This is a genomic window from Ovoidimarina sediminis, assembly GCF_032586175.1.
Taxonomy (GTDB): domain Bacteria; phylum Pseudomonadota; class Alphaproteobacteria; order Rhodobacterales; family Rhodobacteraceae; genus Ovoidimarina; species Ovoidimarina sediminis.
Window position 1 is genome coordinate 15562 of the sequence record NZ_JAWHTE010000026.1, and the last position, 13354, is coordinate 28915.

Here is a 13354-nt window from a genome sequence, read left to right on the forward strand (position 1 = left end):
AGGAACCCCAACGCTCGTGGCGGAGTAGCTCAGTTGGTTAGAGCAGCGGAATCATAATCCGCGTGTCGGGGGTTCAAGTCCCTCCTCCGCTACCAAAACTTCCCAATTATATCAGTCGCATAGACCCGATCGAAGTGCGAGCGTGCGCATCATCGAATGCCGTGGGTGACAATTTGGGTGACAGCTGACGATCTGTTATCTTGCGCAACCTTTTGTAGCTTCGAATTCGTCAGTTTGAGAAACCAGGTTCTAACTGCCAAGGACCTGAGCAAGACCTTCGATCAGAGTTCCATAGTCCGTTTCGCCTGAGAAAACATCGCGAAGGGTTTCCCAGAATTTATCGGTAGCTTCCCCGATGGCCTTGCCTTTCACGCCGTCCAGGAATTCTTTCTGAAGCTGAGAGAAGAACCCAACAGCGTCGTTCACTTTCACTCCGCTGGCTCGCAGAGCTCTCTCAAAGGCTGCCTTGCGTTCAGGGTCAAGTAGGGCCGCCATAGCCTCGCCGAAGTGATCCTTAGGTATGCGGAGAACTTCCCCTGAGATGTCAGCATAGATTTGCTGCTCTTTGATCTTCGCTTCGAGAGCAGCTCTGAGGTAGGTTTGTTCTATACCGAAACGAACATCGTTCTTGTCGACAGTGGGACGTGTCTTCTCGAAGGCCTCCGCTAACATCTCGGATAGTTCACCGTCTGAGATGTTGGCCCGTAAAAAGTACTGCATCTGCAAGCTGCGTGCCTTGGCGGGAGTGATTTGTAGGGCCGATGCTATCGAGAAAATTGGTCCGTTCGGGTCGATCTGCTTCGCGGCAGCGAGGGCTCGGAAGATCAACAAGTCGAGCTCACTTTTCGGCGTCGTACCAAACGGGCGAGCGAAGTACTCTTCGCCAAAGACCTGCATGAATGAGACTTGGGCCTTTTCGTTCTTCGAGAGATTGCTGGCAAGCGCCTGTAATCTAGAGGGTCTTTCTATTGCCATCACTGCCTCGCCACCAAGTCCATCAGCTTGCCGTAACTGTCGACAACGTCGTAGCGGACATTGTTGGGCTGGCCTGCTTTGCTAATCTCTGCAAAGAACTTCCGCGCACATTCGATCTTGGTTTGCTCCTTCGGACGCAGCTTCATCGAGGACATGCTGCCCTTGGTTTCGGCCACGAAGTAGATGTGCCTGATGGCGCCTTCTTCGAAAGAGATCGCCCAGTCTGGATTATAGTCGCCGACGGGGGTCGGGATTAGAAAACCACGAGGCAACTTAGCATACACGACAACTTCTGCACTCGTATCTAGGTCGGCAACGAAGCGGCGCTCAACGTCACTGTCCACGATAGCGTAGTCGAAGACATGCTTCTTCAGTTGCTCGGTGGCCTTGGAGAAATCGTTTCCTGTCTGCGCTGCTGTGAAGATTCCAGTGTCATAGCGATCATCAATGGCGTCGTATGTCAGCCGCTCAATTATGACGGTTGCCTTTTGCTCTTTGATCAGCCGCGTTGCTTCGGAAATGAACTGCTCGGGGTTCTTCTTAAACTGATCAAAGACGACCTTCTCCATCCCGGCCAAGATGCGAGCAACCGTTTGCCGCGTTAGCTGAGCGTCCTCAGAAATCTCAAGTAACAAGTCGTACTTCACGCTTGAGAATGCAGACTGCCCATACTCCGTGCGGGTTTCCTTAACCTTGAAACTCTTGCCGTCCGTGAGCTGCTCAGCCGTTAGGCTGTCACCCTGCGCACCGGTCTGGACGGTGTACTGTAGGGGGGTGACATTGAGCTCTTTGTTCAGTGCTCGGATGCACTTTTCGACCAGCTCATCACTATCGAAGTCTACCCGATAAACGGCCTTCTGATTGATCCGCTCCCAGAGCTCCTTGAAGGCCTTCTTCTCGAAGTTGTCATTCAGCGGATTGGTCTTCGGTTTGCGGCCATCGTCTACGATGCGTGCCAAAGCGTCGGCGCTAAAGACGCTATCAACAAGCTGGAAAACCTGTGGAGCAAAACCGTCGAGATCTGCAGGCAAAGGAGCGAGCGTCTCTTCTGTCTTTGCCTGGTGGTACTTTTCGACGACCTGGCGCTGGTGATCCACATATCCGTTCTGGATCAGATAGAACTCGATTTGGGCGGCCATGTCCGGCGTTACGGTCACATCGCCATGCTGTGTACGCAGCACCTTCCCTTTGAAATATGCCTCGTTGGCTTTGCGTGGACGGGATGCCAGAGCCTCGGAAATCTCTTTCTGAAGGTTCGAAACGAAGTCCTTGTAGCTCTCGCTGGCAACAACGGTGAGAACGTTGACGTCATGTACAAGTGCGGGGTTATCGATGCGCTCACCGGACTGGTCTACGCTTAGCCGCAACCCTCGCCCCACTTCCTGGCGGCGTGAAATCGTGTTGTCGCTGTGCTTCAGCATGCACATTGTAAAAACGTTCGGGTTGTCCCATCCCTCACGCAGAGCCGAGTGAGAGAAGATGAAGCGAACGGGCTCGTCCTGAGACAGCAGCCGCTCCTTGTCCCGCAGGATAAGGTCATAGGCATCTTCGTCATCGGACAGGCCCTTCTCTTCCCCTGTCTTCTTTACGCTTGGGTCGACAAGGCGCTTGTTTTTGTCGATGGAAAAATACCCCTCATGCACTTTGTCGACGGGGTCGCGCTCCAGGAACTCTCGGTATTCTTGATGCTCTAGGGCAAGAGTCTCCAAGTACTCCTTTCGGAGTTGCTCGTACTCTTCCTCAAAAACACGAGCATAGTCGCCCTTGGTATCTTCAACATCGTAGTCACGATACCTGGCCACAGTGTCGATGAAGAAGAGCGAGAGTACCTTGATACCCTGCGAGTACAGTTGCTGTTCCCGCTCGAAATGCGCACGGATGGTTTCGCGGATTTGAATGCGCCGCATGTGCTCTTCAGAAATGTCCTGCGTCGCCTCACCAGCTCGCAGTTCAAAACCATTCGAGAACTCAACAGCGTCTTTGTTCGCGTCGATCTGTGAGATCGTGAAGCCGCTGTAAGCTTGAAGGCCATTTGATAAGGTCAGCAGGTCACGGCCAAACTCCAAGCGCTTCAGCTGACGTTTGATCTCTCCTGTCGCGAGCTTGACTTCCATTTCGATCCTGGCGACTGGCGCCTTCTTCGAAACCTCGATGCCTTCGAGATACAAGTATGGTGCCGTGCCAGCGAGGCCGCGTGTCTGAATGCCACGTACCGCGATCTTCTTCACGAGTTTTTGGTTGAAAGCGTCCAGCGCATCCAAACGATGCACATTGTTGTGCTGCGTCTTATGGGTGGCCGAATAGCGCAGGATCATCAGAGGGTTGAACTCTTCCAACGACTTGGTTGTCGCCTTCCCCTCCATCTTTTGCGGCTCGTCGAGGATCAGTATGGGCCGGTTTCGCGAAATCACGTCGATGGGGCGACGCGACTGGAAGTCGTCCAGCTCCATGTAGATACGACGCTGATCCTTGCCCTTCGCAGCAAAGGCCTGGGTGTTGATCACCATGATGTTGATACCAGCGTCGCTCGAAAAGCTTTCAAGCTCGTGCAGGCGCTTGGAGTTGTAGACGAAGAACCGCGCTTTCTTCTGATAGGTCTCGGCAAAGTGCTCGGCGGTAATCTGAAGGGACTTATGGACACCCTCGCGGATTGCGATGCTGGGCACCATGACGATGAACTTCGACCAGCCGTACCGCTTGTTCATCTCGAAGATTGTCTTGATGTAGCAGTACGTCTTGCCGGTCCCGGTCTCCATCTCCGTGTCGAGGTTGTAGTCACAGCCAGCGCTCGAAATCAGCTTGTCCGATATCGGCAGGTTCTGGCGGCGCTGAACAGCTTGGATGTTTTGCAGAACCTCAGTTTTCGGTAGCTGTAGGTCGGCGTTCTTGAAGCCTTCTTCTTCTGCTCTGATCTGTTTTGAGCGACCTGGGTCAATGCGGTAGGTGATGCGATCGCTGCGCGGTTGGCCCGCAAAGCAGTCGACAACCGCCTCGACAGCATCCGTCTGATAGGCTTGGACCTTGAACTTCAGTTTCATGCCAGCGCCCTCAGATTGCTTTAACGTCAGTCATGGGCGAGAGCTGCTTGAAGATTTGCTCCACGTTGATCTTCACGGCGTCGTTGACAAAGCCGTTGTCCCGGAACACCACGCGAAGCGGTTCTCGGGTAGCGAGTTTTTTGACGAGCTCTTCGGTCACACCGGTTTCGAAACAAGCAGCCAAAGCGTTTTCATCGACGAAGTAGACCTTCTTGTCATGGATCGTCTCCCTTCTGATGGGCAGCGTCAGGTCTACGCCCCAGTCGACGAGAACTTGGAAGAGAAGGTCTTCGGATGTGCGGTCTGGTTTGATGTTGTCTACGGCGCCCAGCAGGCTCTTTTGGTCGGTCTGGTCGGGAGTGTAGTAGACGTCCTGCATGTTGGATGTGTCGACCTTCAGCACCCTAAATCCGACGTCACGGTTCCAATCAGTATGGCACTCGCCAGTGAGTACATTCTTTCCAGCGCGGCGAATACGCTCTTTAGAGAGCTCCGCGATGTTTCGTGGTACGCCCAGCTTGTCGCAGAGTTCTGCAGCCGCACCTTGTGAAGAATTCTTACTATCAAGTTCTTCAGGCAACTGAATTAATACAAATTGGCGCGACATACCGTCGAAGGCACATTGTCTAAAAACAGCCTCAGCGGTGGTTCCTGATCCAGCGAAAAAGTCAACAATGATATCGTTCTTTTCGGTCAGCTGTTCAACAAAAAGCTGTATTAACGCAGTTGGCTTTGGGAAAGTGAATGCCACGCCGCCCATCAACGCATTTAGCTCACGGGTCCCATCAGCCGTGCTGAATTCAGTAATTACAGATGATATATTCTTGAATAAACTCTTCATCTCATGGAGGAACAGCTTGTGTCTCGGCCTACCATCTTTACTTGTTGGAAATAGGATGCGCCCCTCTTCAATCTTTTGCTTCATTGTAGCAGGTTCATACCGCCAACCTTTTGGTGGGCAGCCGTAGTTGGTACCGGTCTCTGGATCGATAAGGTCATAGTGAAGATTTGGTCGTGCTGCTTTCGTAGCGAGCCCCGTTAAGTCCGCGGAACGCCAAGGTCCACGTGGATCACTGTCGGGATTGGAAAATTTATCAAAGTCCTTTTCTGCACCACGAAAACGTGCCGCATCACTTCTGGCATAGCAAACAATGTACTCATGATCTGTTGAGACCCCGGTCGTCGCTCTAGTGTCTTCGCTGACGCGAGATTTCCAAACAAATTGTGCGATGAAGTTTTCTCGACCGAACACCTCATCACAAATTGTACGGAGGTTGCTTACTTCTTCATCGTCAATACTTATGGCTATGACGCCATCTTCCCTTAGAAGGGTTTTTGCTAGGCGCAGCCTTGGATACATCATCGACAACCAGTCCGAATGGAATCTACCATTCGAGCTTGTATTTGCTACAAGTCGATTTCCTTGAGTATCCTTTTGAAGTGAGCTCTCTAGGTACTCCCTTGAACCTTGCGCAAACTGATCATCGTAAACGAAATCATTGCCAGTGTTATATGGAGGATCGATATAGATCAGCTTCACAGATCCAATATACCCTTGAAGGAGTAGTTTTAATGCATCAGCATTATCACCCTCAATGAAGAGGTTTCCTGTATTTTCGAACAACATGCTTTCACTTGGCGCTGGCCTCAGAGTCTTTCCAATTGGGGCATTGGAAACGATAAGGGCCTCTCGTTTGCCTGGCCAGTTAAGCGAGTATCGCTCGGATGCCGCCTCTACCAAGTAATCACTAAGTTCCTGTTGTAGTAATTGAAAATCTATGGCGAGACGATTCTTGCCCAAGTCTTTATCCCAGGATTCCGTAACACAGTTGGGAAAGAGCTCTGCAATGGCTGCAATGTTTGCTTGGCTAACGTCGGCACTATGCATCTTCAGCTTGTCCATAATCTTCCTCCTACTCGAAAAGGCTGTCGGCAGCCTTTAGCAGCGCCAGCTCTTGTTTTGCGGTGCGCAAGGCTTTGTTTATTTCCACCTTGCGATTGAACTGTTTTTCTTTCGCCAACTTGGCTTGGATTTTGGCGACTTCATGCTCTTTGGCTCCGATCGCTTCAACACGATCAACGCGGGCCTGAATGTCCTCCTCTTCCTTGGGAGCAACAGGCATGAGCGCCGTGATGAGTTTGTCATACAACCCAGCAAGATCGAGCGATACAGGCAAGGCAGTACGCTCGACATCTTCAGCCACCCATTCTGACGAGAAATAGTCGCTGACAACCCACTTCGATTTGTCGGCCTCGTTTGGACGCTTGAAGGCTGCAACCGTGCGGCGCTTGGCTTGGTGGGCAAGCTCGAAGATGATCGGAAACGGGATCGCCCGATCCATAGCTCGCAGCACGTCTTCGCTGACCCTTTGTTCTCGCAGGCGCACATTGAACACCTGAATTTCGTTGACGTGCTTCGCTGCGCTGAGGTTGATCGTTTCAGGTGCGAGCTTGTAGGCCCAGACGATCTGGTCAACCTCGGAGACAAACTTGTCCTTCAGCGCCGTCTTTGCATCGGCGTGTTCGTAGATCTTTGACTTCGGGATCACTCGGCCAAACTGGGCCGACCTTGGATAGGCAAACAGCACAATCAGCCTCCGACGTCTTGAACGACGAGGAAGGCAATCAACTCGAAGTCGTCGAGACCAGCTATTGTGTGGACAAGCGCGGACGTCTTGCCACCGCCGAAAAGGCTGTCAATGTCCCGCTCTTCCTTCACCTCGATCATGGATCGGATAGCCGAACTCAGCAGCTCCGAGTACCGCTCCATGTGCTTCCCGTCGTGCGTCTCGTCGTTGAACAGGCGGCAGACTTCGTTAATTGGCTCCGATTGGCCTTTGCAGCTGGTGCGGATCAGGTCGAGTAGGCGCTTCACCTCGGTGTGGTCTGCAATAACCTCACCTTCCCGGTTGATGTAGGTGAGATAGTAGGGGTGGAGACGGTTCTGCTGATTGACGTTCACGGTGTCGTGGATGTTCTTCAGCGCAAAGATCACACCAGGCAGCAGGCCACGATCGGGTTGTGCAGGAACAACCGCATGAAGCCCGTTGGGCGTCTTGGAAAGATCGCCGTTCTCCTTGACGTAGTTGAGGAGGTCCATCCGGAAATCGTTCAGACCGAGGTCTGTGATTGAGACGCCGGTCTTTACGTCTTCGAGCTCAATGACCTCTTCCTGAAGGCGCTTCAGCTGGTCCTTGCGGTAGGCGATGTCAGTACTCTTCGCCGTCAGCACATTATCATCACCCGTGGCCGTGATGTCTGTGATCACCATGCGGTTTTCGACCCGCTCTTTCAGGTTGATGTACTGGTCCAACGTGATGTCGGGCCAGTAGTTCACGAGCTGGATTTGGGTATTTGGGGAGCCGATGCGATCAATGCGTCCGAACCGCTGGATCACCCGAACTGGGTTCCAGTGGATGTCATAGTTAACCAAGAAATCGCAGTCCTGAAGGTTCTGGCCTTCAGAAATGCAGTCTGTGCCGATCAGTATGTCCAGCTCGGCATCTTCATTCGGCATCACCAACGATTTCTCTTTTGACCGAGGTGAGAAGAGCGTGAGCACCAATTGGAAGTCAAAATGCTTCTTGAGTGTGGTCTGTGGCGAGCCTGAGCCAGTCACCTTGCCGGAATGGAGCCCCCGCTCTGCCAAGATCGCTGGGGCAAGGTTTTCATACAGGTAGTTCGCAGTATCCGCGAAGGCGGTGAAGATAATGACCTTCTTGTTGCCTGAGTTGAGCGGACTATCGATCTTGGCTTCTATCAACTCCTTCAAATGTTGGAGCTTGGCGTCATCCTCTGGTTTGACACGTTTCATAGAGGAGATCAGGTCGTCGATCAGATACTTGTCCGACTCCAACTCATGCTTCCAGGAAGGAAGGTCCATATCCGCCAGGCTGATCTTGACCTTCTTGCCGACGGTAAACTCATCGAAGCCTTCAAGATCGTCATCTTCACTGGCGAAGTCATCCAGGCCCGCAGTAAGGTCCGACACAGCGGCATCCCCACCGGACTGCTCAAACTCATTGATAGCATCAAGTGTCCGCCCAATGTTGCCAGCGAGAGATTTGAGCGTCAGACGGAACGCCTCAACAGAGCTCTCAAGGCGCTTTAGAAGGTTTGTGGTCATGAGCGCTTGCAGACTGCGCTCCCGATCCAGCTGCCTCAGCTTGCCACGCCCGCCTTCTGTCGTTGTGTCGTACATCTCTTCGTACTTGGCCAAACGGCTCGGAAGGATGTAGCTGATCGGTGCATAAACAGCGAGTTTTAGCACGGAAAGCTGAGCGAAAATTTCATTGAGCCCAAGAACGTCCTCGCGACGTGTAATCGGGCAATGGAAAGACTTCGGCTTAAGGCGGGTCGGGAAGTGGCCAATATCCGTGGTGTCGTAGAACGACTGGATGTGTTTGCGGGACCGCGCGATGGTCACAGCGTCGAGCAACTCAAAGAAGTCGAAGTCGAGTGTCTTTAGAATTGAAGCGGCCGTGCGTTGATCCGGCGGCAGCTCGGCCCAGGCATTGAAGGCCTTTTGAGCGCGGCGAAAGATTTCTTCTATGCTGTTTTTGCTCTTGAGATTGCGGCTGAGGTTCTCGGACTCTCCTTCGTAAGCCAAGGCCAGCTGGTTCCGCAGATCATTGAACCTGTTGTTTACAGGCGTTGCAGACAACATGAGAACTTTCGTCTTTACGCCGTCCCGAATGACCTTGTTCATCAGTTTTTGATAGCGGGTCTCCCGATCTTTATAGATGTCGTTATTGCGGAAGTTGTGGCTCTCATCGATCACGACGAGATCATAGTTGCCCCAATTAACCCGGTTTAGTGGAATCCCAAAGCTCTCGCCACTTGTCCGAGACAAGTCCGTGTGGCAAAGCACATCGTAATTGAACCTATCGCGAGCGAAGATGTTAGTCTTCAGGTTCGTGTTATAGTTACGCCAATTGTCGGCCAGCTTCTTCGGACACAGGACCAGGACTGCGCGGTTGCGCAATTCATAGTACCTAATGACCGCCAAAGCCGTGAAGGTCTTTCCGAGCCCGACACTGTCGGCCAAGATACATCCATTATGGGTTTCAAGCTTATTTATAATGCCTGTTGCGGCATCTCTCTGGTAATTGAACAATTTGTGCCAAACGAGACTTTCCTTGTATCCTGTCAGATCATTCGGAAGTACATCCTCATCAACTTCATCCAGGAAGTCGTGGAAGATATTGTAGAGCATTAAGAAGTAAATGCGCTCCGGAGAATTCTCCTGGTACACATTTTCAATATACGAACAGATTTCTTCTGTGACATCTTGGACCTTTTCCGCATCCCTCCAAATTTCGTTGAAGAGCTGAAGATACATGTCCGTGTGTGAAGCCTCATCGAATTCTGTCACGAAATTGGATACAGCATTGCCTTGCTGGTAGCCCAAGTCAGGCGCCGTAAACCCACTTATCGGCATATAGGCCCTGCTGTCTTGCACCCCATCCAGATGAATGAACTGCTGCATAGCCGACTTGGTCGTATTGGACTTGAACCTTGCTTTCTTGCGAACCCAAGCGGCGCACTCTTTTGCAATGGCCTTTTGGTTCAATTTGTTGCGGAGTTGAATCTCGAACTCGGTTCCGTAGATCGTGCTTTCCTGCACCCCCTTCGGAATGAAGAATTCGCGGCGCTCCTTTCTAATTTTGTCAGTCACTTCGCTGGGCACGAAAGTCGGAGTGGTAAAAATAAATTGGAGGCTATCAATCTTTGAAAGCTCTGATTTAAGCTCCTCATAGGCATAAATAGAAAAACAAGACGCAGCAATCTTGAGCTTTGATCCTCGTCCTATATTCTCTTTAAGCTCATCACCGAGCAAAGATGTCGAATTGTCAATTATTTTCATCACATTTCTTGTTGATAGCAGCGTTGCAGTTCAAAACTTTCCTCGTCGCCGGATTGTGGTCGTCACCTAGTCCATGACCTGAGCTATCTTGGCTGCGGCGTACTCGGTCAAGTTTGACTTAGAGCGGGGCTTTAATCGTGTTCTCGGAGTTACTCCTGACCTTTTCGAACGCACTCAAGCAGCCTCCGAAACTCGCTATCCGGCGTATCGAACATCCAGAAGTTCGCAAACCGGCAGACCACTTGCAGGTCTCTTCGTTTTATACTCTCTCCCTAGCTCTAGATTGCCAGGCTCTATTGGCACGCGCCTTCAGAAGTTGACTTCATTGTTCATCGTTTTCCAATCCGAGCTCGAAGTAAGCCTCCACTTTTCAATCATTTGTGGCATTTTCAGGACCGTGTCTTGCGCGGTTTTTGGGGTGCATAGCGCCCGAACTGCGAACTTGGAAAATCCTTCCTACTAGCTGGAAGGCTTCGGTCCCGAGCGCTAGCTGGAAAGTTGGGCGTTTAGCCGAAGGGTGCGGCGTACGCCCTAACCCATGGGTCAAACTTTCGCTATATTTGGGCGCTAACTCGACCAAACACTTATTGATAAATGCCTAGAGAAATGACCGATTTGAACCGAGAAAGCTTCCTTCGGGAGACATCGAGAGACACCCTCAACTGCATCGAAGCCGTCGCTAAGGATGCCTCGGATCAGTTGAAACGGCCCTGGAAGTCTGGGCCTCAGGCTTTCGCTGCTGTGAATACGTTCACGAGCGCTAACCAGGTCAAAAATCTTGGCGCGATCAACTCAGCTGAAAGAGAAGCCCTGCACGCGCTTCTGAAGCAGCCCATCATTGCGCGCGTCCAGTACTTGGACGAAAACGATGAACCGGGTGTTCTCTACATAACCCGGGGGCAACCACGGCCTGTTGAAGGCTTCAAGATAGCGAGCTCTCGAACGCGCCTTGGTAGGTTGGCGACGCTCGAGCCGGGAGATGAAGAAACTTTCTCCATCGGTGGCGGCGAACACGATCTGCTTGTTGATGCGACTGCTCGGGTCCTTCCGAAACAATCAGACGGGCTGTGGGACGCGGAAGATGCAGAAATCGCGAGCCAAGAGTTCGGCAATCTCACGGTGCTGTCATTGCGGGCACTGCTCGAGAAGGCCCCTGATTTCGATGACGCTGAGCTTGACGCGGCATGGCTCGATGATGCCGACGACGCTACGATTATCGAAGGGCTCCGTCGCGCAATTCTCAGTCAGATGGGGCTGCGCGATCAGCCTATTCTGGACAAACACCAAGACGAGATTTTCCGGTTGCCGATCAATAGCCGGTGCTTCTTGTCTGGCCCGCCAGGAACAGGAAAGACGACGACGCTTATCCGCCGGCTGGGACAAAAAACAGATCTCGCCGCCCTCCAAGAAGTGCCGGAAGAACTAGCTAGTATTCAGAGGGTCGAGCGCGAGGCCACTCGTCCCCATGCCTCAAACTGGATCATGTTTTCGCCGACCGAACTGCTTCGACAGTACGTCAAAGAGGCATTCGCGCGCGAGGGTCAGGCCGCCTCAGACGATCATATACGCACCTGGGGCGAATATCGGCGTGAGATCGCTCGCGATCATTTGCAGATTCTTAGAACAAGCACGGGCGCCGGCCCTTTCGTCGAGCGCGTCAGCGATGATCACATGGCGCCTGATACGATCGACAGTGCCTCCTGGTACGACGACTTCGAGAACTACTTAACTGCCTCCATCGTTAGTGATCTGTCCGAAAGCCTAGGTGATCTTCGCAGCTCCAAAGACCCGGAGTTGTCCCGGATCGCGCAGGATTTCGAGGCGCTCGTGGAGCCGCTGCGCAGCGGTATTGAGGGCGCTGATGTTCTCAATTTTCGGAACGCACAGGACACCATCCGTGCGCTTGTTGAAACGCGACGCGATGCGGTTGGGCGCATCTTTACAAGGGCACAGAACAAGCTGGCGCATGATGACCGGGATTTCATCACGAGACTTCAAGAAGAACTAACCCGTATCGATCGCGAATTGGCACAGCAGGAGGTCGACGACGAAGACCCTGATCTCGCGATTGACGAGGATGAGGAGAGCGAGCTTCCGACCGGACGATCGGTCAGCCGAACTCAGGCCGCAAAGCGCTATCGCGCGGCAATTCAAGCGCTTGCGCTCGCACGAGCGCGTCGGCGCAGCGTCCCCAAGAACTCACGTAATGGAATCTTGCTTAGTTGGCTCGGACCTGATCGCGTCCCCCCCGAAGAGGATATTATTGCGCTGGGAACATTGGTCCTCGAGCAGCGCGTGCTTCAACGTTTTGCGTCAATCGAGCGGCTTGTCCTCAGAGCGATTCCGAGAGCGTACAAGGCCTTTAGGCGAGAGCGCTCTGACGCCGGTAAGTGGTATAACGGTCTTCCCGAGAAATCAGCAGATCTCCATTGGCAAGAACTCGACCTGTTGACGCTTGCATCGTTGCGGATCGCGGGTCGCCTTATTGAGGGTTATCGGAACACACCAGATCTTGATCTCCCTGACAGCGGTCTGCTGGGCGCTGTACGAGATCTTTTTCGGGCCCAGATCCTTGTGGATGAAGCGACCGATTTCTCACCGGTACAGCTTGCCTGCATGTATGAACTCGCGCATCCGGCCATGCGTTCGTTCTTTCTATGCGGCGACATGAACCAGCGCCTGACAGCTTGGGGGATCAAAAGCGCGAAGCTCTTGTCTTGGGTAGATCGTGACATTCAGACCAAAACGATAACCGTCTCCTACAGGCAAAGTGCAAAGCTGGTTGAGTTGGCAAAATCCATCGCTGCAATCGGCGGTGCATCTGCCGATGAGACCGTATTGCCGGATAGGGTGGATATCGAAGGCGTCGCCCCTGTCTGGGCGACAGAGTTAGGTGATTACGAGCGCATCGCTGATTGGCTATTTCAAAGAATATCTGAGATCGATGGCATGGTGCGCCAGGCCACCACGATTGCGGTCCTGGTGAACAGCGAGGACCAAGTGCAACCACTCGCAGAGGCGTTGAACAAGCGCTTAGAGGAAATCTCACTCGCTGCGGTCGCGTGTCGCGATGGCCGTGATGTGGGCAATGATCGGGATGTCCGGGTGTTCGACATCCGGCACATCAAAGGGCTCGAGTTTGAAGGAGTCTTCTTCGTGGGTCTCGACGAGACAATCGCGAAGCTGCCTGACCTGTTCTCAAAGTATCTTTATGTCGGCGCAACACGCGCTGCGACTTACTTGGGCGTGACCTTTGCGCGAGATGTTCCGGAAGCGGTAGCACCGCTCAAAGGTCACTTCAGAGACTCCTGGTCGTAGAGGAGGTGAGGCTTCGACCTTTGCCTGTGAAACATTGCATTGGTCGTATGGTCGCATCGATCGGTTGAATGGGTGCAGACCCGAATCTCAAATTTTGGAAATTCCTCCCGGCGCCTGTGGAAGACCTCGCGGGGAGATCCGGCTGGACTTTTTGGAC

Annotated in this window: 6 protein-coding genes and 1 tRNA gene; 2 read left to right on the forward strand and 5 right to left on the reverse strand. The window is 52.7% G+C overall.

Annotated elements, in window-relative coordinates; all coding sequences use genetic code 11:
- Positions 1-18: 18 nt before the first annotated feature.
- Positions 19-95: transfer RNA gene (locus RXV90_RS21360), tRNA-Met, on the forward strand.
- A 154-nt stretch (positions 96-249) separates the two neighbouring features.
- Here RXV90_RS21360 and RXV90_RS21365 read toward each other — a convergent pair.
- The 5 genes from RXV90_RS21365 to RXV90_RS21385 are packed head-to-tail and all read right to left on the reverse strand — an operon-like array spanning position 250 to position 9879.
- A complete protein-coding gene (locus RXV90_RS21365) occupies positions 250-975 on the reverse strand; it encodes a hypothetical protein (RefSeq protein WP_316651611.1) in 726 nt (241 codons plus the stop codon).
- The gene (locus RXV90_RS21370) at positions 975-4013 is read right to left on the reverse strand and encodes a type III restriction-modification system endonuclease (RefSeq protein ID WP_316651614.1); all 3039 of its coding nucleotides are present in this window, start codon (positions 4011-4013) and stop codon (positions 975-977) included. Before RXV90_RS21370 ends, RXV90_RS21365 begins: the two co-directional genes overlap by 1 nt.
- Positions 4014-4023: 10 nt before the next feature.
- On the reverse strand, positions 4024-5916 hold the full coding sequence (locus tag RXV90_RS21375) for a site-specific DNA-methyltransferase (protein ID WP_316651615.1): 1893 nt from the start codon (positions 5914-5916) through the stop codon (positions 4024-4026).
- Between the two features lie 10 nt (positions 5917-5926).
- Positions 5927-6601 (reverse strand): DUF4391 domain-containing protein, encoded by a 675-nt coding sequence (locus tag RXV90_RS21380; RefSeq protein ID WP_316651617.1) that lies wholly within the window; start codon positions 6599-6601, stop codon positions 5927-5929.
- 2 nt (positions 6602-6603) lie between these two features.
- Positions 6604-9879, reverse strand: coding sequence for a helicase-related protein (locus RXV90_RS21385; RefSeq protein ID WP_316651619.1), 3276 nt, complete (start codon positions 9877-9879; stop codon positions 6604-6606).
- A 606-nt stretch (positions 9880-10485) separates the two neighbouring features.
- On the opposite strand from RXV90_RS21385, the gene RXV90_RS21390 reads away from it, so the two are divergent.
- Entirely contained in the window at positions 10486-13197 is a 2712-nt protein-coding gene (locus tag RXV90_RS21390) for an ATP-binding domain-containing protein (protein ID WP_316651621.1), read from the forward strand.
- The last annotated feature ends 157 nt before the right edge of the window (positions 13198-13354 follow it).